Raw genomic sequence first — 25,815 nt, forward strand, 5'->3', positions numbered from 1 at the left:
TCTTTATATTGGGCTATCTTTTAACTGATTTCACCTTATGAAAACCGTTTTAAACTATTTTCTGCGAGGGTTACTTTTCATCTTCCCTCTTTACGCTACAATCTTTGTAATTGTTTTTCTCGTTGACTGGCTTGATTCTGCCGTTAATCCCATTTTATTTGGATGGCTGCCGGTTCATATTCCGGGTCTGGGTTTAATTACTTCATTTATTTTCATTGCCCTTCTGGGGTTTATTATTTCAATGGCATTAACCCGTCCCCTCGTTAACTACTTTGAATCCATTTTATCCCGGATTCCTTTCATCAAAATTATCTACACAGCTTTTAAGGATTTTTCAGAAGCGTTTTTGGGAGATAAAAAGAAGTTTAATAAACCGGTCATTGTAACTTTCGCCGATGGTTTGGACCGAATCGGATTTATTACGGAGCGCGACCTCAGCATTCTAAACATTGAGAACAGAGTTGCAGTATACTGTCCTCACTCCTATAATTTTTCCGGTAATCTTTTCCTGGTTGATCCGGAGCGTGTACAGATATTGAAAATTGATCCAGCCAATGCTATGAAATTTGCCGTCAGTGCCGGAGTGACTCAAATTGAACCTTCCAAGCCTAAAAAACAATGATCAAAGAATCTGTTTTTTCAGAGTCAGAACTAACTGAAATTCGCGAGAACTTTCCCCATACCAAGACCGGACACATCTATTTAAATCATGCTGCAATCAGTCCAATTTCTCGATCTGTAAAACAGGCGATTGACCGGTTCATATCGGACAGATATACCGGCAAAATTGACAATTTTGAAATGGGAATGTCTATCGTACAGGAAACCCGTGATTTAATCTCCGGCTTTGTTAATGCAGAAAACTCCGAGCAGATTACTTTCATGTCCAACACTTCAGAAGGAATAACAGCGGTTGCAGAAGGACTTGACTGGAATGAGGGCGATGAAATCTTGCTGAACCGTATGGAATTCCCTACCAATGTTCAGCCGTACAGAATTTTAGACAGATTTGGTGTAAATGTCCGGTATATCGAACCGGAGAATAATAAGGTAACTCCGCACATGGTTGAGTCTGCCATCACGCCAAAAACACGGCTCTTTTCCATCAGCGCCGTTCAATACCTGACGGGATTTAAAGCAGATCTGGAAGCTATTGGGCAAATTTGCAAAAAGCATGACGTTCTGTTTGTTGTAGACGCCATCCAATATCTTGGTGCCGGCACAATCGATGTGCAAGCCTGCAACATAGACGCACTGGCAACCGGAGGCCACAAATGGCTGATGAGTCCTATGGGAACCGGATTTCTCTACCTCTCAGAAAAACTAAGCCGTCGATTAAAACCGTATAAAACGGGTTGGTTGTCGGTTCAAGAGCCCTGGGAACTTTCAAACTTTGAGCAAGAATGGCTGCCTGTTTCACAACACTTGGAGATTGGAACGCCAAACATGATCGGTATTGCCGGTATGAATGCCTCTCTGAAAACCCTGAACAGTATTGGTCCGAGTAGAATTACAGAGAACATATTAAATCTCACAGACTATCTGACTACAAAATGTTCTCAGCAAAAAAACACGCATCTGATCAGCCCTAAAGAACGGAAAGAAAGAGCAGGAATCGTTACATTTACAACCAGAGATATAACCGACACAGAATCGTTTGTAGAATCCCTTAAAAAGAAAAATATTACTATTTCGTCCCGAGAAGGTAAATTGAGAATAGCACCCCACTATTACAACACTATTGAAGAGTTAGACACTGTATTGAATGCCTTTATTTAAAAAACTCAAAGAAATTTTGCTTGAGATTAAAGACGTTGTCGGGGATACAATCCAAAAAGCAATCGATGACGAAATTATGGTTCACGGGGCGGCTATCGCCTTTTACACAATTTTTTCAATTACTCCGCTCTTTATCCTGATTGTATTTTTGGGCGGTATATTTTTGAGTGAAGAGATTGTAGCGCAGCAGGCCTCTGAATATCTCGGCGACTATCTTGATGAAGTCGTTCTGACTAATTTAATTGACTACATAAGCTCACGGGGGCAAGATCAGACCGGTTTGGTTACCACGATAATTGCGGCCGGCACGGTAATATTCGGGGCTACAACGGTAATTAGTCAGCTTAAAATCACTCTGAATAAAATCTGGAATGTTGCGGATATAACCATTAATTCTGTTTGGCACTATCTGTTGAACCGGTTGCTGGCATTTGGGATGATTATCGTATTTAGCCTACTACTGCTCACTTCACTGGCGGCTGAATTTATATTAGCAATCGGCTCTACATACTTGAGCGAACTTTTCCCCAATATTCAGATCAATATTTATGGAATCATCGCTCAACTGGTCACGCTTATCTTTGCGATCATATTCTTCACTCTGATTTTTAAAATTCTGCCTGATGTTCACGCCAGGTGGACGGACGTTTTAGTGGGAGCATGTGTAACCACTATTCTCTTCCTGATTGGCAAGTTTCTGATTGGTTTCTTTTTCTCGGCAACAGGAATTGAAGCTACGTACCGTGCGGCCGGCTCGCTTGTCGTTTTTATAATTTGGGTTTACTACAATATTCAAACCATCCTGCTTGGAGCCGTTTTTACTCAGGTTTACACCGAAAAGTATGGCGGCAAAATTAAACCTTACAAGTTTGTTTCCTTAAAAAATTTCGGCGCCGATTTACAAAATTGAGCCTCATATCCCTCAATTAAATCTTTGATATTGATCTATTGACGGAAAAATTTTATCAGACATGATGGTAAACTCATTGTTTAATAATTTTCGTCTACTAACTCAACTACCGCAAAATATTAAAATTCAGCCTCAAAACTCTTTAAACTGAGCTCTGTAGTGCTACAACCATTAATTTTACAGCTGTATAAGTTTGATCTGCCTTCTATTACTGCCCTTGTGAACTGTATTTTCGATCCTTATAAATACGTAAAAGGTATTACACCAAATGACTCAGGCAATGAAAGTCCCGCTACGTGACGCCATATCCGTAGCCTTGCAAGACGAGCATACCCTCAGGAGTTGAGATATGCACCTGACAAAAACCAAGCACCAGAGGTGCGTCATGTCCGTAGCCCATGGTCAGCGCAAAGCGTTGGCCATGGGGCAAAAGGCGAACCCGAACATGGAAGCACCGTAGGTGCGGAATATATGGGTCGATTTTACAATTGAGATTGAATTCAGAATTCGAAACATGCCGCACCTACGGTGCTCCTGTGAATATCGGCCTCTTTCTCTACCCCACAGATTCACGTTGTGAACCTGTGGGGCTACGGATATGCCGCCCCGAAACGGGGCTGGTTTCATCCCTTAAAAGGTGAACGCCATTTATTTTGTGTACGAATTACTGCTTCAAACATGCTAAAGCAGGAATGACCGGCAAAAAGAAGGTTTGCATCTAAAAAGGTATGACATGAACTATTTTAATCACTTTTAAATGAAACTTATTTTGTAGCCACTACACCTCCATTTTGCGGAACTTGAGATAAGCAGGTATACGCTAAACTAAAATATCCCTGATTCAAAAAAAGCTTGAGATCACAAATTCGCTTTAATACACCTCTTCAAACGTTCGGGCAGAAGGTTTCATAAACTTTTTGATATCGTTTCTGGGAATATCATTCAGGTCATCGGGCAGTTTTTTTCGAATATCAAGATATTCATCAAGTCCAAGTCGAAGAAGTTCTTTATAAATACCGGCTTCCATACCTTTAAGCCCACATATATAAACCAACGTATTCTTCTTTTTCAGGATTGGGAGAAGCAACTCTTCTTCATCTTTTATCTTGGTTTGCACATAGTGCTTAGACCCGTCTTTTCTTCGGCTTTCTCTTGAAATGCTTTTTAAATAGTGGAAGTTACTGTGCTCTTGCGCCATTTTTTCAAAGTAGTCTGAATAGAGAACATCCGTACGATAAGGGCAACCAAAAATAAGTGCGCACTCATTTTGATAATCTCCTTTTTCAAACAGCTCCATAATCATACCGCGATATGGCGCAATACCGGTACCGGTGGCAAAAAACAGATAGTTGAATTCTTTCTCCTTTTCGGGAAGCAAAAATCGTTTTCCGCTCGGACCTGAAATTTTCACCATATCACCGGGCTGCAAATCCGCAAGATAATTGGAGGCTACACCGATGTAGAGTTTGTTATCCAACTCTTCAATGGTTCTTTTCACCGTTGTGGAAATCAGATTTGGCTTTCCGTGCTCTCCACCGTTTGGAGATGACACCGAATAGAGACGCAATTTATAATCTCGACCTCTTTCATTTTTTCCGGGTGGGAAAATACCAACGGACTGCCCCACTTTAATCTTCCCCTCTAATTCGGTACCGGAGACATCAAATGTAATGTGTCTCACAAAATTAGGGCTCGATTCTTTTGTAATGATATAATTTTCAACAACGGGTACTTCAACCGGATCTTTCGGGCCGTAAATGTTAAGCTCAACTTCAGGAAGTGTTATCTCAGGCATTAATTTAGAGTTATAATATTTGTATCAGTTTTGATTTTAAATGCACAGTGAATATAAACTAAAGAGGGAATTGAATCATTTCATCAAACAGTTCATTCTCCTCGTTCACATAATGCGACGACATAAAAATAGTGGTATTTTGCGACTTTATATCTTTAAGTAGATCCATCACAACAACTCTCGTCTCTTTATCCAGTCCCCTAAGCGGTTCATCCATAATCAAGAGTTCGGGATCAGAAATAATGGCGGCAGCTATTTGAGTTTTCTTTTTCATTCCTGTCGAAAAGGTTCCAATCTGTTCATTACGTGCATCTAAAGAGAGCTGATCGAAAATATTCTCAATTTTTTTATCTGATGAAGCATCCCAAAGATCTCTGTTCCTTAAAACCCACTCCAACAGTTCTGATGCCGTCAGATGATCAGGCAGGGTCTCTTCATCATGCACCAGCCCAACATATTTTAAATATTCAGCAGGCCGTTTATGGATATCGATATTTTTGTACTTCACACTGCCCTCTGTCGGAAACGAGTTTACCGAAAGGATTCGAAGAAACGTGGTTTTTCCTGAACCGTTTGGACCTACAACTCCAACAGCCATCCCCTGCTTTACATTTTTGTTAAAGCCGGCAAATATAGGATGTCCTGATTTGTACTGTTTTGTAAGATTTTTGATCTCAATCATTCTATAAAATCGATTTTTTAAGTCTGAAACCACCTACAGATGCCACCGCCATTGCGGATATAAGATACACCACTATAACAAATAGCTGATCTGAACCCCGTGGAACCCCAAAAACAAAAAGCTGTGCATTCATACTGATAACAAGCGGCAGCAACCATCTTACCTGCATCCAGAACCAGCTAAACACCCAGCTTTTTATCGGTGAAAGCCATCTCAACATCCAGTGAGGAGAGAAATTTCGTTGCATTGTGAGCAGTATAAAAAGATGATGGGTTACAGCGAACAGAGTCCAGATTCCCACCATAAAATTGATATCCGGTTTTTGATAGGCGACCAGCCAAACCAAAACATGCCCTGCAGCCACAGCTCTGCCGGCCGGAATTTTTCGATCAATCTGCTGAAGGTACTGCCAGACATTTACCCTTATTGGTGAGGGCACCCACCAAAGCTGATCCACCTCTCGCCTTGCGGTGATGGTATCTTCTCCTTCTGATGCCCCAAAAAACTCACTGAAAAAACTGTTGGTGTGGTAGTACTTCCTCTCGGGTTTACTGTTTCTGGCGATATATACAATTCCGCCTATCAAGAAAACAATCAGCGAAAAGGCTGCTTCTGCAATAAATCCCACTGAATTTCCAACAACTGTTCCAATTATTACGAATAGCATCCCAAATAGTGCCAGCACAACTGTGTTCACAAGGCTGGGAATAGCACCCGGATCCATCGGGTATTTGAAATAGTTTGCAAGCTTGAATCGCAGCTCTCTTCCTTTTTCACTCTCCTGCCAAAACTGAGATTGTGGTCCTACTTTTAGATACAGATAAAGTGCTATACAGTGTAGCCCGGTAATAAATAGCAGCGCGTAAACGGAGTAAGCAGATTTAATGATTAATTCGGAGCCCGCTGAAAGAGAGTCGGCAAATAGTGTCGCCAAAATGAACAGGTAAAAGTAGATATAGTAGCTGAAGGTCCGGTTAAAAAGATATGAAATCAGTTTTCTACCCGAAATGTTACCGAGCTGAATAAGCTTCGATTTTGAGTCGGGGAATAACAGATACGGTGTTACAAAGGAGATAAAACCGGCCGCACCCAGCATTAGATATCTGAGCGTTATAACTCTTTCCTCTATGGCTGCATCGTGCATCCAGCTCACACCCATCGCTATTGCGACGACCGAAATGAAAACTTTAAATATGAGTGATTGGTTATTTTTTAAAGCCAAAATAGTCAGCTGATTTATCCTCCAAAAACAGATGGAGAATATAACGCATCTTAGATCATAAATCGAACACTCAAATAATGGACTTCAAATCTTCCATTCTGAGTGGTTTAATCAGATAGGCGTCGTATCCGGTTTTTTCGGCTCTTTCTTTATATGCGTTATCCGTATTTCCGGTAACGTAAATAACGCGGGTACTGTCCAGGTTTGCTAATATCTCTTGTGTAGCTTCGATGCCATCCATCGATCCGTTTAAGCGGATATCCATTAAAATTATGTCGGGCTTGTTCTCTTCAGCCGCTTTGATGGCATCTTCTCCCGAAGTGACACAGGCAACCACCTGGCAACCTAGTTTTTCAACCATTTTTTCGGTTGTGAGGGAAATAATAAGATCGTCTTCTACTATGAGAACTCGTTTCAAAAGAACTCCTACTCCTTAAGCATTTACATTGAACACATGTTTACATAAATAAGAAGAGTGAGTTGCTGTTCTGTTACAAAATATTTCAGATTTCTTCAGAAATCAGTCCAAAGTCATTGCTTTTGATCAGCTTATCAACCTTCAGAATTCTCCCGTCAATCATATCTCCAATAATAATCCACCCGCCAAAAGGAGTATTCTCATCCGGAACTTCCATTTTCCAGCCAACTCTCAGTTCCAGTCTGTTATTCTCTTCATTCTCGAACGGAATAATGGTTTTCTCATCAGGCAAGATTAAGCTATCAGCTGTAATGGTGTGCCGATACTCCTCTCCATCTTCATTCCAGGTTAATGTCTGCCCTTCTAAATTTCCGGCAATCTCTTCAGGAAGGAAATTGGCCCGGGCAGGAATAATGGGTTGATCGTACCAGTTCCCCCAAATTCGATTAACCCCATTTGCATCAACGATAACGGTAATGGAAGAATCGTAGACTTCAAGGCCGTTGATTTTTTGGTTTTCAAAAACAAATTTCCACTCAAATACAGGGCCCGGATCTTCACAGTTGATACAATCCCGAAGTGGTTCCATCTCAATCAAAACCAGGTCATCTTTTGCAGTAACACCTGTAAATTCACTATTTGAAATCAGTGTCTCTGTGGCGATAGGAAGAAGTGTATCAGGCTCAGTAAGTTCAATTTGTACCGGTTCATGACCAAGACAAGGGCTCGTTTCCCCATCAAACAGCACCGTGCTAAACCCGGTGAAACCATACTCATTTAATGTGGAGCAAATATTGTCGTTTTCGGATTGGAACTTTTCATTTAGTTCAATCAGCTCTTCCATCTCCAATTTGCCAAGCTGTGAGGGATAAACGGATGCGTCATCATCTACATTGAACACGTCGCAACCATAGACGGAAAAAAGTAAAATAGTGATGAAAAGATGTTTTTTAACCATTGCAAATTCTCCTAACCTGTTGGATGATAGGTAAGCTCGAAAAATCTTACAACCCGGAATATTTAGAGTTTCTTGTCGGGAATCGGATGCAGTTTTTTTATTCACGTTTTGTATATTTAAAAGACGCTAAAAAAGCGGTTTCATAAGCTAACCAAAAAATAAATCATCAAGCATGAAATTCTACGTTTGTATTAAGCAAGTACCCGATGTATACGCTCCCTTGCAAATAAAAGACGGACAACTGATTCAAGATGCAGATCGTAATGTATTGAACGCGTATGACGCCTCAGCGGTTGAAGAAGCACTCGTTTTAACTGAGCAACATGGCGGAGAAGTGGAAGTCGTTCTTGCCGGCCCCGAAAAAGCAAAAGAAACCCTTCGGAAAGCATTAGCCATGGGTGCTCATAAAGGAACTCATATTGTTACCAATGGTGATGAAGAATTTGACTCTGCAGCCTATGCGAAAATTTTAGCAAAATTCTTTTCTGATAAAGAGTATGATTTTATCTCATGCGGAAAACAGAGCCAGGATACGGATGCCGGACTTGCAGGATCCATGATGGCTGAACTGCTGGACCTGCCCTATGCCACAAATGCTGTTGGCCTGGAATTTAACGACGGTACACTGACGGTGAAACGTCAGGGTGATGTCGGACAGGAAATTATTGATGTTCCTTCACCGGGATTGGTCACCTGCTCGAATGACATGAACGACCCCCGAATCCCAAGTCTAAAAGGGATTATGCAGTCGAAGAGAAAGCCGGTTGATACCATTTCACTGGACGATCTCGGTGCCGATATTTCATCCGATGAAGTAAAAACCAAAGTGTTGGGTTTTGAAGAAAAACCGGAGCGGGAAGCCGGTAAAAAGTATGAAGGAGAACCTGACGAAATTGCCCGTGAGGTTGCCCAACTGCTCGATTCTGAAGAAAATGTCATTTAAAACAAAACGAAATTGATTCATGAGTACTCTATTAACAGTCATCTCTGTAAACGACGGTAAAATTAAACGATCTTCTCTTGAGGTCTTATCAAGATGTAACGAGCTGGCAGCTGATAACGGCTTAAAATCTGCTGCACTGGTTATCGATGCAAATGCGTCAGACGTTGCTGAAAAGCTTAAGGCTTACGGCCCGGATACCATTTATACCATTGAAAATCCGATTTTTAAGAATCACTTGAACACGCCGGTTTTAAAAGCACTCTCATCGGCTGTTGATCAAATTAAACCGCAACTGGTTGCATTTCCATCAACGGAAAGTTCCAAGGATGTATTGGGTGCACTTGCCGCTAATAAAGGAGCCGCAGCACTGAGCGACATGTCGGAGTTTGAGCTGACCGATAACGGTGTGAAAGGTAAACGTCCGGTAATGGCATCAAAAATTATTTCAGCTGTAGAAGCAACGGGCTCACCGGTAATCATATCCGTTCGGTCCGGTTCTTATGATGTAGTGGAAAAATCAAGCGATGCAATCGTTGAATCGATCGATTTCAGCTTCAATGATGATGAGCTTCGAGTCACCCTGAAAGAGATAATCAGCTCATCTTCTGATCGTGTGGATCTCTCTGAAGCAGAAGTTGTTGTGGCGGCAGGTCGAGGCGTGAAAGATGAAGAGGGACGAAATATGATCTCTGAACTCGCTTCCGTTCTGAATGCCGGAATTGGTGCTTCACGTGCACTCACTGAGGCCGGTGACTACGATCCGAGCCTTCAGATTGGACAGACCGGTAAAGTGGTCTCCCCTCAGCTTTATATCGGAGTTGCCATTTCAGGAGCCATTCAGCACGTTGCCGGTATGGCAAACAGTAAAGTGATTGTTGCCATCAATAAAGATCCGGACGCCCCTATCTTTGATATCGCAGATTATGGACTGGTTGGCGACCTCTACAAAATTCTGCCTCCGTTCATCGAAGAGCTCAAAAAAATCAAAAATAATTAGATATGAGACTTGAGTCTTGAGTCATGAGAACTCAAGACTCACATCTCAGGACTCCTGAATAAATCATTATGGACGAAAAATTTGACTGTATCATCGTAGGTGCCGGTGTGGCCGGACTTGCCGCTGCCATGACACTCGCCAAAAACAACATGAAATTCCTCCTCATTGAAAAGGGCGAATTTCCCGGTTCTAAAAACGTTTCCGGCGGAGTTTTATGGGGCAGTGACCTGAACAAACTGGTTCCCAATTACTGGGAAGAAGAAGATGGCGGCTGGGATCGGTTTATCAACCACCGAAGACTCACCTTTATGGATGAGCAGTCCTCTTTCTCTGTAGATTTTAAATCTTCCCACTTTAATGAAGCGCCCTACAACGGCGTGGTCGTTCTTCGATCCAAGTTCGATAAATGGCTTGCCGGTAAAGTGGAAGAAGCCATTGCCGAAAGTGATTATGCTATGGACTCTTTCGTGGCTCCCAACATCCTGGTTGAGGAAGTACTGGAAGAAGACGGAAAAGTAGTGGGCATCAGAACCGGCGAAGATAAATTTTATGCAGATTCAGTCATTCTGGCCGAGGGTGTAAACAACCTTCTAACCCGGCAGGTCGGGCTTCAGGATAAATATGTTCCGGCCGATCACATGTTGACCGGCGTGAAAGAGATTATCCGTTTTGATCAGGATGTTCTTGAAAATCGTTTTCAGTTGAATGGCCGAAGCGGAATGAGTAACGAATTTGTGGGGCATGCAACAAACGGTGTTGAAGGCGGCGGATTTCTTTACACCAATAAAGATACCGTCTCTATCGGATTGGTACTGGGTTTGAAAGATCTGCGTGAAAAAGAGCAGACTCCCTACGATATCCTGAATCACTTCAAAAAACATCCTGCCGTTGCTGATATGATTCGAGGCGGTGAGGTTGTTGAATATTCAGCGCACGTGGTTTCCTCCGGAGACAAACGGGTGATGCCTGAAAAGCTTTACAAAGCCGGATTGATGGTTTGCGGTGAAGCTGCAAACTTACTGATGAACGCCGGAAAAGCCATTCAGGGAATGGACTACGCAATGCGGTCCGGAATTCTGGCAGCCGAAGCAATCACAAAAGCGAAAGAAAAAGAAGATTACAGTGAAGCGTCGATGAAGGTTTATCAGGACGCGCTGGAAGACAGCTATGTGATGAAAGACATCAATAACTTTCAGGATGCGGTTCATCTGCTTCATGATCCGTTTATGGTTGACAAAATGCCGAATCTGATCTGCGATTTTGGTAGGAATTTCTTTAGCATCAAGAACGAACCCACGAAGAAAGCCAGAAATATGTTTAGCGATTCAGTGAAAAAGCACGCTTCGTACTGGGATCTCGTTAAGATAGGAGCAAAAGGGGCGAAAGCGCTCTAGCAAAAGTGAAAACTGAAAACGCAAAAGATATCACGTCATTGCTAATAGCATAGCGAATATTTCGTTTGCCAGTTTTGTAACATGATTTTTATTTAGATATCCAAGATTTATTGAAATACCGATTTGTGTATCAAGTTCGACAAGTGATGATCTTGAGATTTCATAAAATCTTTTTCTTTCTTTTTCTGTTTTTCTTGAAGCACCTTCTGCAATATTGGAAGGAATTGAAATCGCAGATCTGCGAAGCTGGCTTGTTAAACCAAACTTCTCATATGAAGGAAATTTTTGAGTCAAAGCATAAATATCAGATACTAACTCAATACTTTTTTGATAAACATTCAAGTTTTTATGATTAAGTGATAACATGATTGAAGAGGTTTATTCAAGGTTTTTTTTAATATGAACCACAATTCATCAAATCCTTACAAAAAATTTGATTCACTTTTCACTTTTGCGTTATGCGTTTTCACTTATCACCGAAGACTATCAATTAACTCAATTAACATACTGATGAAACTCCTGACTTTACCCGAACGACTTGGATTGGTAAGCTACCGTAACCAGGCAAAATCTGAGATCAAACCTCATATTAAGGTTGAAACAGATATTTGCAACTCAACCTGTCCGCACCACTGCACTACCTATGTTTGTCCTGCCAACTGCTACACAAAAGATGAAAATGGAAAAGTTCATTTCCAGGTGGAAGACTGTATTGAGTGCGGAACATGTATGTATGCGTGCGATCAGGGAGCGGTGAGCTGGGAATTTCCCGATCCGGAAATTGGTCGCGGCGTGACGTGGAATTTTGGTTAAACAAATATCAATCACATAAAAAAGGCTCTCCGAATTTGAACTCGGAGAGCCTTTTTTGGTTACTATCGTTCGATTTTGTTAATCGAGTTTAAGTTCAAGTCTGGTTCCGCCATTTACAATGTCTACCTCTTTCTCAACAGTACCGTGCATTTCTGAACTGATTGAAACTGTTTGTGTACCAACACTCACTTCGTTGAGTACAAAAGTTCCGTCTTCTGTTGTTGTAGTTCGAAGATCGTCTGCCATAAAGTGCAGCTCCGCGTTAGCCACTCGTTCATAATCCGCTGTCATAACTACTCCGGCAACATTGGTAATTTCATCTGAAGTCAAACTGTTAGGTGATGAACACCCGACTCCGACGAAAAGTAACAGTGCAATTAGAAGAGATGATATTTTGGTAAACTTCATATGTCTGGTATTTAATTTAGTTTTGTGTTCATAAATATTAACAATTCTCAGGTCACATTGTTCCATTCTTTTAAGTTTCATTAACAATTGAGTCTCAGGCACTTTCGCAGATGAACTATCTCATCGTTAAATAAGCCTTTCTGTCACGTAAAAATTTGAAACCGCGTAAATGAAAACAGGCAAAAAATCGTTACCTTTTGGAAGCGGTACCAAAAAATAAAAACTATTTCAAAAAATGACTTTAGACGTACTTGAAAAATCATCCTCACTATCTTTTGATCTGACAGAAGATCAAGCCATGATTCGCGATACGGTTCGCGATTTCGCAAATCGGCACATAGCACCGGGAGTTATTGAACGCGATGCCAATAAAAAATTTCCTCACGACATTATTAAAATGCTCGCCGACCAGGGCTTGCTCGGTATCTACCATGAAGAGAAATATGGCGGCGCAGGTTTTGACACTGTCAGCTTCTGTTTGGCACTTGAAGAGATTGCGCGCTGGGATGCATCCCTTGCTCTCACCGTAGCTTCTCACACCTCATTGGGAAGTGGCCACATTGCTCTTGCGGGAAATGATGCACAGAAGAAAAAATACCTTACTCCTCTTGCTCAAGGCGAAAAACTGGGTGCATGGTGCCTCACCGAACCCGGATCAGGAAGTGACTCTTCCGATATGAAAACAGTTGCTGTTAAAGACGGCAATGAGTGGGTAATCAACGGTGCAAAAACGTTTATAACACAGGCTACTGTAGGTAGTACATATGTAGTGCTGGCCAAAACTGACCCTGACAAAGGCACCAAGGGAATCAGTGCTTTTATCGTTGAGCGAGAGATGGACGGCGTCAAACCCGGTGAACCGATGCATAAGCTTGGTATGAACTCATCCGATACAGCCGAAGTTGTTCTCGAAAATGTAAGAGTTCCGGAAGAGAACCTGCTTGGCGAATTAGGCCGTGGATTCATCGACACCATGAAGGTGTTGGATGGCGGACGAATCGGAATCGGTGCACTCTCCGTGGGTATTGCCCGTGGCGCCCTAGAAGAGTCTATGAAGTATGCCAAGCAACGAAAGCAGTTTGGACATTCAATCGGTGACTTCCAGGCTATCGAGCATAAAATGGTAAACATGGCCGTAGAGATTGACGCGGCACGACTTTTAGTACACCGGGCCGCCTGGTTAAAAGATCAGGGTCGTCCATACACTAAAGAGGCATCGATGGCTAAACTGTTTGCCTCTGAACTTTCAGAACGAGCTTCACTGGATGCGATCCAGATCCACGGCGGATACGGCTACACAAAAGAGTATCACGTTGAAAGGTTTTTGAGAGACTCCAAACTGATGACTATCGGTGAGGGAACATCTGAAATTCAACGATTGATTCTGGCCCGTGAGATCAAAAATGAGCTGGGCTACAACAGCTAATTCAATACCGGCCAATTGATTTGATTAAAAGTCACATTTCGAAAGAGATGTGACTTTTATTATACCGTGTCTTCACGTTAATTTTGCGGATAATTTATCATAAAAAATTATTTCCCGTGAATGATTTGCCACACTGAATTCATTACATTGCACAGTATAAATAATACAAAATCTGACTTTTAATCATCTACCAACATGAGCAATTCACAATTTAACATAGACGATGCATTCCTCTTCGAATCGGAGCTGAATGAAGATGACAAAATGATCATGGAGACCGCTCGCGAATATGCGCAGACCAAGCTTGAACCAAGAGCGCTCAAAGGTAATCAGGAAGAAATTTTTGATATGGATATCGCCAAGGAGATGGGCGATCTTGGACTTTTAGGAGCTACTATCGACCCAAAATATGGCGGAGTCGGCGCAAGTCAAACTGCGTATGGACTGGTTGCCCGTGAAGTTGAGCGGGTTGATTCCGGCTACAGATCGTTTATGTCCGTGCAATCTTCTTTGGTGATGTACCCGATCTCACAATTCGGAACAGAAGAACAGAAAGAACGATTTTTGCCACGACTTGCTACCGGTGAAATAATCGGCTGTTTTGGATTGACAGAACCTGATCACGGATCAGATCCCGGATCTATGGTTACCACCGCTTTAAAAACAGATGGCGGCTGGATTTTGAATGGCGCCAAAATGTGGATTACCAACTCCCCTATCTCAGACGTTGGTGTTGTTTGGGCAAAAGCCAAAGAACACAAAGATGATAAACCGGTTATTCGCGGGTTCATCGTTGAAAAAGGAATGGACGGTTACTCCTGCCCTGCTACCAAACACAAAATGAGTTTAAGGGCCTCCTCCACCGGCGAGATGGTTTTTGAAGATGTATTTGTCCCAGATGAGAATGTTTTTCCCGATATTCGCGGACTGAAAGGCCCATTTATGTGTCTCAACAGTGCACGTTACGGAATTGCGTGGGGGGCCATAGGTGCTGCTGAGTTTTGCTATCAAAAGGCACGACAGTATGTACTGGACCGTAAACAGTTTGGACACCCGATTGCAGCCAACCAGATACCGCAAACCAAACTGGCAGATATGCTCACGGATATTACATCCATGCAAATGTTGGCATTCCGGCTTGGCAAGCTAAAGGATGAAGGGCGTGATCACCACGCCATGACTTCTCTTGCAAAACGAAACAATACCGCCAAAGCACTAAATATTGCACGAGTAGCGCGCGACATGCACGGTGGAAATGGAATTACAGGTGAGTATCGTGTGATCCATCATATGGTCAATCTCGAGTCTGTGGTTACCTACGAAGGTACTTATGACATCCACGGATTGATTCTCGGCAGAGAAATCACAGGTATTCAGTCGTTTACTCCGAAAGGAAACGATTGATTTACCGCAGAAGCGCAAAGTACGCAGAGGTGAAGAGTTGAATTTATATTTTGGTCAGAATAGCATCAACTATATAAAATTCAATTCCACACCCAGCTGCTTTTAGAGTTTAAATCAAATTAATTCTAATGAAGGTTAACGCTGTCAGATCCCGACCACTTTCTGGAAACTGACAGCTCTTTACTCATGACTCATATTTCAAGAATATGATCTACGAATTCAACGGCTTTAAACCGGTTATTCATGAATCTGCCTATATTCATCCCCAGGCAGCCGTCACCGGTAATGTAATTATCGCAAAAGATGTCTATATCGGTCCGGGTGCGGCTATTCGAGGTGATTGGGGAAAAATTGTAATTGAAGATGGAAGTAATGTTCAGGAAAACTGTACCATCCATATGTTTCCGGGAGTTACCGTTACGTTGAAAAAGTCATCCCATATTGGTCATGGTGCCATTATACATGGAGCAACAATTGGTGAAAACACACTTGTAGGAATGAATGCCGTTGTGATGGATAATGTAAAGATTGGCAAAGAGTGCATTGTTGGAGCACTTTCGTTCATCAAAGAGGGAATGGAAATTCCGGATCGAAAAGTTGTTGTTGGAAATCCTGCGAAGATCGTAAAAGATGTTACCGATGAAATGGCTCAGTGGAAAACGGAAGGGACCGGATGGTATCAGCGGCTGCCCAAGCAACTTCATGATACGTTAAAGGAGTGTGAACCACTGCGGGAAATACCGGAAAATCGGCAAGATCAAACCGGTAATTATCAAACCTGGGGTAATCAAAAGAAATAAGTTATGTCTCAATCCAAATCTGATATTGAAGAAAGCGTAACGTTTAATCCGCAGTTTGAAAAACGCGGAGGATTGCTACCTGTGGTCGTGCAGGAATCTTCAACCGGGGATATTCTCATGATCGCTTCTGTCAATAAAGAGGCAGTCGATCACACCATAAAGTCCGGGAAAGCGACTTTCTGGAGCACAAGCCGGAAGGAGCTTTGGGTGAAAGGTGAAACCTCCGGTAATACAATCTGGATTGATGATATCTTAATTGACTGCGATCAGGACGCCTTGGTATACAAAGTTCGGCTTGAAGGAGATGGTGTTTGTCACACAAAAAACGAACTGGGCAAATTCAGAAAATCCTGTTTCTACAGATCACTCGACCTTGATAACACGAAACTAACTTTTCTGGAAAAGTAGATGGATAAATCAGCAAAAAATGTCTTTGGCCAGCCTTTAAAAGAGTGCAGTAAAAATCCGTTAACCGGATTTTATCGTGATGGCTGCTGCCACACCGGTCCTCAGGATTCCGGGCGGCATTTGGTTTGTGCCATCATGACCGATGAGTTTTTGGATTTTTCCATGGAGATGGGCAATCCCTTAAAAACACCTATGCCGCAGTACAACTTCCCGGGTTTAAAAGCCGGTGATAAATGGTGCCTGTGTGCCCTGCGATGGAAAGAAGCCTACAATGCCGGCGTTGCACCTAAGATTGATCTCGAAGCAACTAACGAAAAAGTACTGGATTTTGTGAAAATGGATCAGCTTTTGGAGCACGCAAACACCAAATAATCTCGCAGATCACCGGAATCAATTCTAACCAATCTCAAATTTTATCTTTTCTCATGGAAAACTGCATTCTGTGTCTTTCGAAGAAGGCAGAAGATTTTTGCAGGGCTGACGGTTACGACTACCTGCACTGCAATAACTGTGATCTTATCTACGTAAAACCCGGTCAGCGGTTAGACCCGGGTGAAGAAAAAAGCCGATACGACTTACACGAGAATGATCCTGCAGATGAGCGGTATCGAAATTTTCTGAGTCAGCTTTATACGCCCTTAAGCAAAAAGCTAAGCCCCAAAAGTTTCGGCTTAGATTTTGGTTCTGGTCCCGGCCCTACACTCAGTGTGATGTTTGAAGAAGATGGACATAAAGTAAATATTTACGATCCTTTCTATGCTCCGGATCGAACTGTGTTCAATGAGCAGTACGATTTTATTACCACCACCGAAACCGCAGAACATCTATTTAATCCAAGAAAAGAATTTGATCTGCTTTGGTCGTGCCTGAAACCCGGTGGATTTTTGGGAATCATGACCAAAATTGGTTCCATCTCTGGAAGAATTCCCTGACTGGCACTACCGAAAAGATGATACTCATGTTACTTTCTATTCAGAAAAGACGTTTCAATGGATGGCCGATCATTATGGAGCTACACTTGAAGTATTTGGCGAACGCACCGTTATTTTAGAAAAACATTCAACCTGATAAACAAATCACATCATGGAAGAAGCCGTTATTTATGAAATTATTGGCTATCTGGCATCGCTGCTGGTAGCTATCTCTCTGATGATGAGCGCAATCGTCAAGCTGCGAATCATCAACCTGCTCGGTTCTCTCACATTTACCATCTATGGTATACTGATCAATGCCTGGCCGGTTGCTTTAATGAATGCTTTTATTGTATTTGTAAATATTTACTACCTGGTGAAAATTTACCGGGATGATCACTATTTCCAACTCCTCAGGTCTACTGACGAGAGTAATTACCTGGCCAAATTTTTAGAGTTTTACCGCGATCATATCAAAACCTACCAGCCTGAATTCTCTTTCGAAAAATCTTACAACTACGTTGTTTTTGTACTAAGCGATATGGTACCGGCCGGATTAGTTATTGGAAACGTAAAGGATGACGGTACACTTGAAATGGATCTCGATTTTGTAATTCCAAGCTATCGGGATTTTAAAATCGGCAGCTTCCTGTTTGAAAAAAACCAAGCGCAGCTAAAACAGGACGGAATTCAAAAAATAGTGACGCCAACAGGAAATGAAGATCACAACAACTATCTGGAGAAAGTAGGTTTTGATCGAAAGGATTCTCATTTTGTAAAAGAGCTTTAACCCTGGTTAAAATAAAAAAGCCCCGCACTGCTGCAGGGCTTTTTCACAACTCTCACGGATTTAGTTTAATCCAGGGCTTTGTCAATTGCTGTTTTAATATGAGCCGCATGAGCTTTGGTCTCTTCGTTAACAGATCCCTTGCTATCCATCATGGAACGGATATTTTGCAGATTATAAAGTGCAGCAGACTTGGAAATATAGTCGTGACTTTCACTTTCAAGCAATGAGATCAAACGGTTCACATATTCTATCTGTAAATTCTGCCTGAACGTATTCACATTTCCCCCGGCATCAGCACTGAACGTCGCACTTGTCAAATCACTCACCACTTCTGCCACCGTGTAGGTGTTGCCATAAGTTCGGGAGTCAGTAATTCTCTTCATCGTGTTCGGATGCATCAGATGATTCAACACATTAGACTGCATGCCAAGTGCCAGATCGTGAATCTTTGGATCTTCCGACATGGAGAAGAAATTAAAACCGCGTCGCTGGATCTGAAGATAGTTATAAACCTCATGAGAACTGCTGAACGCATCCGGTGCAAAGAGGTATTGATTCAGATAGTTCATCGCCTCTTTCTGTTTTTCTGCCGGAACAGGCCGGAATGGAATATCGCCTCCCTCCTGTCCTATAAACGCCCTGTCTCTGTAAACACCGCCAACCTGCCGGGCAATAACTCCGGTCTGGGTTTGCTGCTGTCTCATCAAAGACATGAATGCATTACGTAGCATCTGATAGGATTGACCTTCACGGGTACCGAACTTCTCAAGAAGTCCATCCATCAGTTCCTTAGACATTTCGATTCTTTCCACACCATAAGCTACCGGATCAGATGACATATCTCCGACCATAACGCGAGGATCGATCGCTTTGCCCGGACTTCTCATGTCGTCTGCATCGTTACCGAATGCGAGTTCCGGATCGGTTGATCTTTCGAGATGAGATAATCTTTCACTCTCATCATTTAGCTCAGGCTTATATCCAAACTCTATCGCCCAAATGTCGTACGGACCGGGTTTGATATCATAGTAGCGTCCCTGGTTTTCACGGTCTCTGTTCACGTTCACGGATGAGTAGTCCATCACTGAACCGGTCAGGCCGATTGTATTAGCCAGCTCTTCACTGTGAATGTTTTCAGGTGAATGCAGTGTACTCGCCTGCATATTGTGGTTGAGTCCGAATGTATGGCCCAGTTCGTGCAAAATCAGCATGGTCATCGCCTCTTTCTGGAATCCTTCCAGCTCCTCTTCAGGAGCATCCAATAGACTCAATGCGCTCATTCCAAACCGGTTGTTCTGTGAAAAATGTTGCCCGTAAGTGCAGAACTTTTCATCCATCGCCTCATGAATATGAACCTCGGCATTTAGCCCTGAAGCAAGAATATCTTCTTCAAACATTCGATTTCTGAAGAAACCCCATTCCAGCATAATATCTGCTCCCAGAATCTGACCGGTACGTGGATTCACAAAACTTGGGCCATAGCCGCCAAACGGAGGAATAGGAGAAGATGTCCATCTCAGCACGTTATAACGAATATCACCGGCCTCCCAGTCAGCATCATCCGGCTGCACCTTCACTTCGATGGCATTTCTGAAACCGGCAGCTTCAAAAGCCTCGTTCCAGGCCAGCGTTGCTACCTTAATGGTTTCCCTGAATTCATGCGGCGTAGTATTTTCAATCCACCAGACAATCGGCTCTATAGGTTCTGATATTTCAGCGTCGGGATCTTTTTTAACCAAATTCCACCGATGGACTAAATCCCGGTACGGTGTTACACTCGTACTCACCTGATCATCCATCTGCGTTGTGAAATATCCCACCCGCGGATCAGCAAATCTCGGTTCAAATTCATTCTCAGGCATTTCAATAAACGTGTGCTGAAAGGCAATTTTAACAGATCTTCCGTCTGTTACCGCTCCGCTGGTTGACCCTGTTGGGTATTGAGATTCATACACATACTCCACCAAAACATCTGAATTCTTCGGAAAGCTTTTGATGGCGGTATACTTGCTTTTCTCTTGGCTCAGGTTACCGATAGAATATTGTCCCGGTCTGCTAAGCGGATTGGGACTCGGCTTGATTTGATGCAGGCTTTCAGATAGAAACAGCGGATCTGCATCAATGAGCAACATTCCTGTTGATTCGTCCTCAGCCATAATCTTACCACTGAAAAGAAGTGCGTCTGATATATTCGCGTTCGATGCACGACTCAGCGGACTCTCCTCGTCAAACCAATAGCGGTTATTTACGTGAACAAACTCAATTTTATCAAAATAGCGTCTGACTTTTACAATCTTATTGTCACGGAAATTTCCCCTGAAGTGACCCGCTTCCAGAACACCGTCCTGTGACATTCCAAAATAGATAAACTCCTTATCGAGCTGGTCTTCATGAATAGCCATTTTCGTGGAACCATCCGTTGTATCCTGATAAATTGTAAACAGACCTTCATAGGCTATGCTTTTTTCAACAGCTTTATTAAAGTCTACAGTTTCGTTCTGCTGCGCTCTATTTGATTCGGTAGGTGCAGTGGATTGAGTTGTTGCGCAGCCAATTAGCACAAAAACCAAAAGAGGTGTAATTAAAATTTTTGTCAAAGTAGCTTTGATCATAATAAAAAAGATGTCAGTTATCGTTTACGGTGAACCAATATATCCAAAGTAGCGGAATTCAATACTATTTTGATTTAAATTTCACTACTCATTGAAATTGAATACATTTGACGGAACTAAAGAAATTCGGTTTCAAAAAATATATTTATGACTTCACAACACATCTATTCTATTCTTTTTCTGTTCCTCTCTTTTTTGTTATTAAGTTGCACATCCAGCCAAAATATACAGCGGCCAACATTCCAAAAATCTACGGTAGCCGATCGGCTTGAAGAAGAACCCGAAAAAGAATCTTTATACCAGTGGTTTGAAGAACTGGGTTATAATAATGTATGGGTCGTCACAGATGAGCCGCCGAGAATGGAGATTAGTATGACCGATTTCCAAAACAGAATTAATCGATCTGTACGCAGTGATGAATCAGGAACATGTGATACACTGAGTGGAGAAAGAATAATATACCGAATAATCTTAAATGAAGAAGGGAATCCTATGCGCATCAAACCGGACAGTCATGAAAATGTAGGTTGCGTAGAACAGGTACAGATTACGATTGCATCTACTACCTGGGAACCTGCAAAGGTTAACGGAGAGCCTGTTAAGATATATTTTAGTGTTCCTGTTAAATTTTAAAGTGTCCCGTAAATAATATCTGTTCTATGAAACAACTAACCCTCATCTTTTTATCATTCGTTCTGTTTGGTACAGCCTGCAAATCAACTGAAACTCGTCCTAACATAGAGAATCGACCCGCAGTACCAGAACCGTACACTATTGCTAAAGCTATCGAAGAAGATCCGGAAAGAGCTGAATCATATAGTTGGATAGATGAATCGGAGTATAATGATATCTGGATAGTTGTAGATGATTTCCCCAGCATGGTTAACGGCATGAGAGATTTTCAATTGAGATTTTCAAGGACCGTTAATCAAAATCCGTCAGAAGATTGTACTGCTTTAGAAGGTGAGCGAGTTTATTATAATTTTGTTATAGATGAGAATGGGTATGTTTCAAATATTAATGATTCCTTAGATGAGACAAACAGCTGCGTTGATTTGGTTGAAATTACAATCAGGGCAACTGAGTTTACACCCGGAAAAATAGAAGGTCAGCCGGTTTCAACGTATTTTGGTATTCCACTAAAGTTTTAAAAAACAAAAAACCCCGATCTGCTTTCACAAACCGGGGTTTTAAATTTTTATCTGATAAAAGAGTTACTTGGCAATTTTCAGCTTGTTGTCAGCAATTGCCAGATCTTTTTCAGCTTTTTCGCGATCTAAATTTTTATCTTTTAGTCGCTCTTTAGCCTCTTCGCGTAATTTTTTTGCCTCTTCCACATCAATTTCAGATGCTTCTTCAGCCTTTTCGGCCAACATGGTCAATTTGTTATCATTCATCTCTACAAAACCACCGCTCACAGCATAAACTGTTTCGCTATTGTCCGGTTTTTTTATGATGATGCCACCCACACCAAGTGATGATACAATCGGTGCGTGATTAAAAAGCATTAAGAAATTACCGCTTTTTCCGGGAACCTGTACACTTTCAACTTCACCTTCAAATAGTGAACCTTCGGGCGTCAGTAATTGTGCTTGAAAAGTTTTAGACACGGTTTTCTCCGGTTTGATTATTCTTCCGTTTCAGCAAGAAGTTTTTCACCTTTCTCCTGAGCCTGCTCAATCGTACCGACTAAGTGGAAGGAGTTCTCAGGCAGATGATCCAATTCACCTTCAAGAATCATCTTAAATCCTTTAATAGTGTCATCGATCTTCACATACTCACCGGTTTGACCTGTAAACTGCTCAGCTACAAAGAATGGCTGACTGAGGAATCGCTGTACCCGACGAGCACGGCTTACAACAGTCTTATCTTCGTCAGAAAGTTCGTCCATACCCAGAATGGCAATGATATCCTGAAGGTCTTTGTACTTCTGAAGGATCTCTTTCACTTCCTGAGCTGTATCGTAATGTTCATCACCTACAACTTTCGGATCCAGGATACGAGAGGTTGAATCAAGCGGATCCACAGCAGGATAGATACCGATCTGTGTCAACGCACGGCTCAATACGGTTGTAGCATCCAAGTGAGAGAATGTTGTTGCCGGAGCAGGGTCAGTCAAGTCATCGGCAGGTACATAAATCGCCTGAACCGAAGTAATGGACCCGTCTTTTGTTGAAGTAATTCGCTCCTGAAGGTCACCCATCTCACTGGCCAGGGTTGGCTGGTAACCTACCGCTGATGGCATACGTCCCAACAGCGCTGATACCTCAGAACCGGCCTGGGTAAATCGGAAAATGTTATCAATAAAGAGAAGAATGTCTTTGGAGACCTCATCACGGAAATACTCTGCAACAGTCAATCCGGAAAGTGCTACTCGAGCACGAGCTCCCGGCGGTTCGTTCATCTGACCAAAAACCAGTGTTGCCTGAGACTCTTTCAGTTGCTCTTTGTCCACTTTGGAAAGGTCCCACTCTCCTTTTTCCATTGATTCGAAAAATTCGTCACCGTACTTAATTACGCCGGACTCGAGAAACTCACGAAGAAGGTCATTCCCCTCACGAGTACGCTCACCAACACCGGCAAATACGGAAAGTCCACCGTGTTGCTTGGCGATGTTGTTAATCAGCTCCTGAATCAATACCGTTTTTCCTACACCGGCACCACCGAAGAGTCCAATTTTACCACCCTTTGCGTAAGGACAGAGAAGGTCAATTACTTTAATACCGGTCTCAAGCATTTCAGTACTCGTAGCCAGATCTTCAAACTTAGGAGCCTCGCGGTGAATAGGATATCGTCTTTTACCTTCCGGCTGGTCGATACCGTCAATCGCTTCACCAACAACGTTAAATAGGCGGCCTCGAATATCTTCGCCGATAGGCATTGATAGCGGGCCTCCGGTATCAATGACATCCATATTTCGAACAAGGCCGTCAGTAGAGTCCATCGCAATGGTTCTAACCCTGCTTTCTCCGAGATGTTGAGCAACCTCTAAATATAGTTTCGTTTTATCTTCGCGTTCAATGTAGAGTGCGCTCAAAACTTTGGGAAGCTCTCCCTTACCAAAATCAACGTCCACTACGGGGCCAATAACTTGTGCTACAGTTCCTTTATTCATTCGATTATAATCGTTTTTTATGTCTTTACGCGTATTGTAAACTGTTTTACTTCTTCTTTCCGGCGGTTCAGATACACCGAAATCAAATCGGTTTTTACCTCCCCCACGAAAGCTCAAAAAGTTACCCACTTATTACTCAAAAATCAAAGTACAATCGCATCTATTAATATTTTAATTCAGTACTTTTTTTGATATTCGTGTTATTCCGGAATCAACTTCTCTTGCGGCTCCGATAATGTACGCATCCCATACACCATCATACGGCAGGATTGTGTTACTACACGGTTCAGCATCAGTAAAAATGTAACCTCTGTCTTTTTAAAGTCAGGCCGACTCACTGCAGCTGAACACAACCGTATATACTCCTTATCCTCCGCTTCCACCATTTCGTGGAGTTCTTCTATTACCGATTTGATCTCAATCTCACCGCCATCAACCTTATCGATATCGATTTTACGACCGGTTGAGATAAGAGCATTTATTCTGGCCTTGATTTTTCGATACGCCTTTTGATGGATTTCATCTGTTTCACTTTCCAAAACGACAAGTTCATCTTTTGCTTCAAAGAGGTATTTGGCGCTGTTCATTAAACTGCGGCTCACACGCAACAGTTTATCCAGTTTCTCCAGGGTAGGCTGATCCAGATCATCTGAACGCAATTTCGCATAATATTCAAAAATTTCCGCGTGATATCTCTCCAGATCTAAGTAACTGAACTTTCTAGTAGGCGATCCCAGCTTAAATATCGGCTGTAAAAAATCGAGCGTGTACTGAAGCTGACACACAATCTCTTTTTTAAAAGCAACTACACCGGCCTCCGTAATTTTAGGATCTGTAATGTGAATGAAGCTGCTTAACGAAACTATTTTTTCCGGTATCCACTTTTCAACTCTTGATGCAAGTTGAGGTATAAACGGATAGTAAATCATCACTCCACCGATATTAAATATTGTGTGAAACAGTGCCAGCCCCAGAACAAGATTTTCATCAAACGAGAAGAGATCCAGAATCAACCAGGTCAAAACCGGCAATAATAAAAGAGCAATGACAGCTGTACCGGACGTGAAAAGTAACTGGCTCACCGCGGCCTGTTTTTTAGTATGGATGCCCCCAATGGCTGCCAACATCACGGTAACCGTAGTCCCCACATTTGCACCAATTACCATCGCGGCTCCTGCCGTAAAACTGATCACACCACTGAACAGCATCGTTAAAACGATGGCAATAGTGGCCGAACTGCTCTGCATGATTGCTGTTAAAATCAACCCTGCTAACGCATAGACAAGTACTCCATAGCCTGCAAACATTTCCGGATCAATTACATTCGATATTTCATCCACGCTGGATTTCATGTAGTCAAGTCCCATGAAAAGGAAACCAAAAGCAACAAGAAATTTACTCACATTTACATACTTGGGAGATTTTGCCAGTGCTATCATCCCTAAACCTCCAATGCCGATCATCGGCAAAGAAAAGGCTTCGATATTGAATTTGAATCCAAATACAGCTACGATCCATGCCGTTGCAGTTGTCCCGATCTTCGCCCCCATCATCACTGAAATGGCCTGAACCAGATTCATGATTCCGGCACCCACAAATGCCAATACCATCAGCGATACGGCCGAACTGCTCTGAAGTATTGCCGTGCTAAACATACCGCTTAAAATCCCCTTAAGCCGGGTACCGGTAGACTTTCGAATGATGGATTTAAACGCAGCGCCACTAAGAATCCGGATCGATTCTTCCATCATATGCATGCCGAATAGAAAAATTCCGAGCCCTGCAAAGAATGTCCAAATCTCAAATTGTGAAATGAAGTTCATGGTTAACGGCGTTTTATTCTATTTACCCGAAAGTAATAAGAAACTTTGGATTATTACGGACAGACCGGGTTCAATTTTATCGGAATCAACCATTAGCAAAAAGTATCACAATCTACTATCTTTAAGACTCTTTAAAATTCGACTCCTTACCGATTATATTCGGCTTCGAATTGTTGAAATTTGAATTTATAAAACCGGGAAAAACCA

28 protein-coding genes are annotated in these 25,815 nt (G+C 42.3%); 17 read left to right on the forward strand and 11 right to left on the reverse strand.

All coding sequences use genetic code 11. From position 1 onward, the window contains the following. The first annotated feature begins 37 nt into the window (after positions 1-37). From U5K35_RS15500 to U5K35_RS15510, 3 genes are read left to right on the forward strand one after another with little or no spacing between them, the layout of a single operon-like run. A complete protein-coding gene (locus U5K35_RS15500) occupies positions 38-622 on the forward strand; it encodes a DUF502 domain-containing protein (protein WP_322572411.1) in 585 nt (194 codons plus the stop codon). After that, on the forward strand, positions 619-1,779 hold the full coding sequence (locus tag U5K35_RS15505) for an aminotransferase class V-fold PLP-dependent enzyme (protein WP_322572412.1): 1,161 nt from the start codon (positions 619-621) through the stop codon (positions 1,777-1,779). The genes U5K35_RS15500 and U5K35_RS15505 overlap by 4 nt, the downstream gene beginning before the upstream one ends. A gap of 16 nt (positions 1,780-1,795) precedes the next feature. Further along, complete coding sequence (locus tag U5K35_RS15510; protein WP_322572413.1) at positions 1,796-2,689, forward strand: YihY/virulence factor BrkB family protein; 894 nt, start codon at positions 1,796-1,798, stop codon at positions 2,687-2,689. An 871-nt stretch (positions 2,690-3,560) separates the two neighbouring features. Here U5K35_RS15510 and U5K35_RS15515 read toward each other — a convergent pair. The 5 genes from U5K35_RS15515 to U5K35_RS15535 all read right to left on the reverse strand — a co-directional run bounded on the left by U5K35_RS15515 (position 3,561) and on the right by U5K35_RS15535 (position 7,869). After that, positions 3,561-4,484, reverse strand: coding sequence for an FAD-binding oxidoreductase (locus U5K35_RS15515; RefSeq protein ID WP_322572414.1), 924 nt, complete (start codon positions 4,482-4,484; stop codon positions 3,561-3,563). A 58-nt stretch (positions 4,485-4,542) separates the two neighbouring features. Continuing rightward, a complete protein-coding gene (locus U5K35_RS15520) occupies positions 4,543-5,166 on the reverse strand; it encodes an ABC transporter ATP-binding protein (protein WP_322572415.1) in 624 nt (207 codons plus the stop codon). A 1-nt stretch (position 5,167) separates the two neighbouring features. After that, positions 5,168-6,388, reverse strand: coding sequence for a hypothetical protein (locus U5K35_RS15525; RefSeq protein ID WP_322572416.1), 1,221 nt, complete (start codon positions 6,386-6,388; stop codon positions 5,168-5,170). A gap of 70 nt (positions 6,389-6,458) precedes the next feature. After that, positions 6,459-6,806 carry a response regulator gene (locus U5K35_RS15530; RefSeq protein WP_322572417.1) on the reverse strand — a complete coding sequence of 116 codons (348 nt, stop codon included), beginning with the start codon at positions 6,804-6,806 and terminating at the stop codon, positions 6,459-6,461. 85 nt (positions 6,807-6,891) lie between these two features. Further along, complete coding sequence (locus U5K35_RS15535) at positions 6,892-7,869, reverse strand: hypothetical protein (protein WP_322572418.1); 978 nt, start codon at positions 7,867-7,869, stop codon at positions 6,892-6,894. A gap of 67 nt (positions 7,870-7,936) precedes the next feature. Between U5K35_RS15535 and U5K35_RS15540 the strand changes: the two genes are divergently transcribed. From U5K35_RS15540 to U5K35_RS15550, 3 genes are all read left to right on the forward strand, one after another. Further along, positions 7,937-8,707 (forward strand): electron transfer flavoprotein subunit beta/FixA family protein, encoded by a 771-nt coding sequence (locus tag U5K35_RS15540; protein ID WP_322572419.1) that lies wholly within the window; start codon positions 7,937-7,939, stop codon positions 8,705-8,707. 19 nt (positions 8,708-8,726) lie between these two features. Next, positions 8,727-9,704 (forward strand): electron transfer flavoprotein subunit alpha/FixB family protein, encoded by a 978-nt coding sequence (locus U5K35_RS15545; RefSeq protein WP_322572420.1) that lies wholly within the window; start codon positions 8,727-8,729, stop codon positions 9,702-9,704. Positions 9,705-9,772: 68 nt separating this feature from the next. Continuing rightward, positions 9,773-11,098, forward strand: a complete 1,326-nt coding sequence (locus tag U5K35_RS15550; protein WP_322572421.1) for an FAD-dependent oxidoreductase — start codon at positions 9,773-9,775, stop codon at positions 11,096-11,098. Positions 11,099-11,128: 30 nt separating this feature from the next. Here the strand turns inward: U5K35_RS15550 and U5K35_RS15555 are convergent, their stop codons facing one another. Further along, entirely contained in the window at positions 11,129-11,464 is a 336-nt protein-coding gene (locus U5K35_RS15555) for a four helix bundle protein (protein ID WP_322572422.1), read from the reverse strand. A gap of 144 nt (positions 11,465-11,608) precedes the next feature. On the opposite strand from U5K35_RS15555, the gene U5K35_RS15560 reads away from it, so the two are divergent. Then, positions 11,609-11,911: a ferredoxin family protein gene (locus U5K35_RS15560; protein ID WP_322572423.1), complete on the forward strand. Its 303-nt coding sequence runs from the start codon at positions 11,609-11,611 to the stop codon at positions 11,909-11,911. 78 nt (positions 11,912-11,989) lie between these two features. Here U5K35_RS15560 and U5K35_RS15565 read toward each other — a convergent pair whose 3' ends face one another. Next, complete coding sequence (locus U5K35_RS15565; protein WP_322572424.1) at positions 11,990-12,319, reverse strand: carboxypeptidase regulatory-like domain-containing protein; 330 nt, start codon at positions 12,317-12,319, stop codon at positions 11,990-11,992. A 235-nt stretch (positions 12,320-12,554) separates the two neighbouring features. On the opposite strand from U5K35_RS15565, the gene U5K35_RS15570 reads away from it, so the two are divergent. The 8 genes from U5K35_RS15570 (at position 12,555) to U5K35_RS15605 (ending at position 18,058) form a co-directional block, all read left to right on the forward strand. Beyond that, complete coding sequence (locus tag U5K35_RS15570; protein ID WP_322572425.1) at positions 12,555-13,745, forward strand: acyl-CoA dehydrogenase family protein; 1,191 nt, start codon at positions 12,555-12,557, stop codon at positions 13,743-13,745. 195 nt (positions 13,746-13,940) lie between these two features. Next, entirely contained in the window at positions 13,941-15,149 is a 1,209-nt protein-coding gene (locus tag U5K35_RS15575) for an acyl-CoA dehydrogenase (RefSeq protein ID WP_322572426.1), read from the forward strand. A 206-nt stretch (positions 15,150-15,355) separates the two neighbouring features. Beyond that, positions 15,356-15,949, forward strand: a complete 594-nt coding sequence (locus U5K35_RS15580) for a transferase hexapeptide repeat family protein (protein WP_322572427.1) — start codon at positions 15,356-15,358, stop codon at positions 15,947-15,949. A 3-nt stretch (positions 15,950-15,952) separates the two neighbouring features. Then, a complete protein-coding gene (gene hisI / locus U5K35_RS15585) occupies positions 15,953-16,357 on the forward strand; it encodes a phosphoribosyl-AMP cyclohydrolase (RefSeq protein ID WP_322572428.1) in 405 nt (134 codons plus the stop codon). Beyond that, positions 16,358-16,729: a DUF2237 domain-containing protein gene (locus U5K35_RS15590; RefSeq protein WP_322572429.1), complete on the forward strand. Its 372-nt coding sequence runs from the start codon at positions 16,358-16,360 to the stop codon at positions 16,727-16,729. A 53-nt stretch (positions 16,730-16,782) separates the two neighbouring features. Further along, entirely contained in the window at positions 16,783-17,289 is a 507-nt protein-coding gene (locus tag U5K35_RS15595; protein WP_322572430.1) for a class I SAM-dependent methyltransferase, read from the forward strand. Next, positions 17,261-17,425 (forward strand): hypothetical protein, encoded by a 165-nt coding sequence (locus U5K35_RS15600; RefSeq protein WP_322572431.1) that lies wholly within the window; start codon positions 17,261-17,263, stop codon positions 17,423-17,425. Before U5K35_RS15595 ends, U5K35_RS15600 begins: the two co-directional genes overlap by 29 nt. Before the next feature lie 15 nt (positions 17,426-17,440). Beyond that, positions 17,441-18,058 carry a GNAT family N-acetyltransferase gene (locus U5K35_RS15605; protein ID WP_322572432.1) on the forward strand — a complete coding sequence of 206 codons (618 nt, stop codon included), beginning with the start codon at positions 17,441-17,443 and terminating at the stop codon, positions 18,056-18,058. A gap of 65 nt (positions 18,059-18,123) precedes the next feature. On the opposite strand, the gene U5K35_RS15610 is transcribed toward U5K35_RS15605, so the two are convergent. Beyond that, positions 18,124-20,670 (reverse strand): zinc-dependent metalloprotease, encoded by a 2,547-nt coding sequence (locus U5K35_RS15610; protein WP_322572433.1) that lies wholly within the window; start codon positions 20,668-20,670, stop codon positions 18,124-18,126. A gap of 147 nt (positions 20,671-20,817) precedes the next feature. Between U5K35_RS15610 and U5K35_RS15615 the strand changes: the two genes are divergently transcribed. Next, positions 20,818-21,303, forward strand: coding sequence for a hypothetical protein (locus tag U5K35_RS15615; protein WP_322572434.1), 486 nt, complete (start codon positions 20,818-20,820; stop codon positions 21,301-21,303). Positions 21,304-21,329: 26 nt separating this feature from the next. Beyond that, complete coding sequence (locus tag U5K35_RS15620; protein ID WP_322572435.1) at positions 21,330-21,821, forward strand: hypothetical protein; 492 nt, start codon at positions 21,330-21,332, stop codon at positions 21,819-21,821. Positions 21,822-21,884: 63 nt separating this feature from the next. Here U5K35_RS15620 and atpC read toward each other — a convergent pair whose 3' ends face one another. The 3 genes from atpC to U5K35_RS15635 form a co-directional block, all read right to left on the reverse strand. Further along, positions 21,885-22,280 carry an ATP synthase F1 subunit epsilon gene (atpC, locus tag U5K35_RS15625; protein WP_322572436.1) on the reverse strand — a complete coding sequence of 132 codons (396 nt, stop codon included), beginning with the start codon at positions 22,278-22,280 and terminating at the stop codon, positions 21,885-21,887. Positions 22,281-22,297: 17 nt separating this feature from the next. Beyond that, a complete protein-coding gene (gene atpD / locus U5K35_RS15630) occupies positions 22,298-23,785 on the reverse strand; it encodes a F0F1 ATP synthase subunit beta (RefSeq protein ID WP_322572437.1) in 1,488 nt (495 codons plus the stop codon). A 200-nt stretch (positions 23,786-23,985) separates the two neighbouring features. Next, positions 23,986-25,608, reverse strand: coding sequence for a Na/Pi symporter (locus tag U5K35_RS15635; RefSeq protein WP_322572438.1), 1,623 nt, complete (start codon positions 25,606-25,608; stop codon positions 23,986-23,988). Positions 25,609-25,815 lie beyond the last annotated feature (207 nt).

The organism is Rhodohalobacter sp., from assembly GCF_034521535.1.
Lineage (GTDB): Bacteria > Bacteroidota > Rhodothermia > Balneolales > Balneolaceae > Rhodohalobacter.

What these genes read in the sequence shown, in the direction of transcription:
- U5K35_RS15555 (WP_322572422.1), bottom strand. Translation starts at nt 11,464, where the DNA reads ATGTTATCACTTAATCATAAAAACTTGAATGTTTATCAAAAAAGTATT.
- U5K35_RS15620 (WP_322572435.1), top strand. Translation starts at nt 21,330, where the DNA reads ATGAAACAACTAACCCTCATCTTTTTATCATTCGTTCTGTTTGGTACA.
- U5K35_RS15505 (WP_322572412.1), top strand. Translation starts at nt 619, where the DNA reads ATGATCAAAGAATCTGTTTTTTCAGAGTCAGAACTAACTGAAATTCGC.
- U5K35_RS15590 (WP_322572429.1), top strand. Translation starts at nt 16,358, where the DNA reads ATGGATAAATCAGCAAAAAATGTCTTTGGCCAGCCTTTAAAAGAGTGC.
- U5K35_RS15520 (WP_322572415.1), bottom strand. Translation starts at nt 5,166, where the DNA reads ATGATTGAGATCAAAAATCTTACAAAACAGTACAAATCAGGACATCCT.
- U5K35_RS15595 (WP_322572430.1), top strand. Translation starts at nt 16,783, where the DNA reads ATGGAAAACTGCATTCTGTGTCTTTCGAAGAAGGCAGAAGATTTTTGC.
- U5K35_RS15515 (WP_322572414.1), bottom strand. Translation starts at nt 4,484, where the DNA reads ATGCCTGAGATAACACTTCCTGAAGTTGAGCTTAACATTTACGGCCCG.
- U5K35_RS15540 (WP_322572419.1), top strand. Translation starts at nt 7,937, where the DNA reads ATGAAATTCTACGTTTGTATTAAGCAAGTACCCGATGTATACGCTCCC.
- U5K35_RS15550 (WP_322572421.1), top strand. Translation starts at nt 9,773, where the DNA reads ATGGACGAAAAATTTGACTGTATCATCGTAGGTGCCGGTGTGGCCGGA.
- U5K35_RS15575 (WP_322572426.1), top strand. Translation starts at nt 13,941, where the DNA reads ATGAGCAATTCACAATTTAACATAGACGATGCATTCCTCTTCGAATCG.
- U5K35_RS15565 (WP_322572424.1), bottom strand. Translation starts at nt 12,319, where the DNA reads ATGAAGTTTACCAAAATATCATCTCTTCTAATTGCACTGTTACTTTTC.
- U5K35_RS15545 (WP_322572420.1), top strand. Translation starts at nt 8,727, where the DNA reads ATGAGTACTCTATTAACAGTCATCTCTGTAAACGACGGTAAAATTAAA.
- U5K35_RS15570 (WP_322572425.1), top strand. Translation starts at nt 12,555, where the DNA reads ATGACTTTAGACGTACTTGAAAAATCATCCTCACTATCTTTTGATCTG.
- U5K35_RS15560 (WP_322572423.1), top strand. Translation starts at nt 11,609, where the DNA reads ATGAAACTCCTGACTTTACCCGAACGACTTGGATTGGTAAGCTACCGT.
- U5K35_RS15615 (WP_322572434.1), top strand. Translation starts at nt 20,818, where the DNA reads ATGACTTCACAACACATCTATTCTATTCTTTTTCTGTTCCTCTCTTTT.
- hisI (WP_322572428.1), top strand. Translation starts at nt 15,953, where the DNA reads ATGTCTCAATCCAAATCTGATATTGAAGAAAGCGTAACGTTTAATCCG.
- U5K35_RS15580 (WP_322572427.1), top strand. Translation starts at nt 15,356, where the DNA reads ATGATCTACGAATTCAACGGCTTTAAACCGGTTATTCATGAATCTGCC.
- U5K35_RS15635 (WP_322572438.1), bottom strand. Translation starts at nt 25,608, where the DNA reads ATGAACTTCATTTCACAATTTGAGATTTGGACATTCTTTGCAGGGCTC.
- atpD (WP_322572437.1), bottom strand. Translation starts at nt 23,785, where the DNA reads ATGAATAAAGGAACTGTAGCACAAGTTATTGGCCCCGTAGTGGACGTT.
- U5K35_RS15500 (WP_322572411.1), top strand. Translation starts at nt 38, where the DNA reads ATGAAAACCGTTTTAAACTATTTTCTGCGAGGGTTACTTTTCATCTTC.
- U5K35_RS15605 (WP_322572432.1), top strand. Translation starts at nt 17,441, where the DNA reads ATGGAAGAAGCCGTTATTTATGAAATTATTGGCTATCTGGCATCGCTG.
- U5K35_RS15610 (WP_322572433.1), bottom strand. Translation starts at nt 20,670, where the DNA reads ATGATCAAAGCTACTTTGACAAAAATTTTAATTACACCTCTTTTGGTT.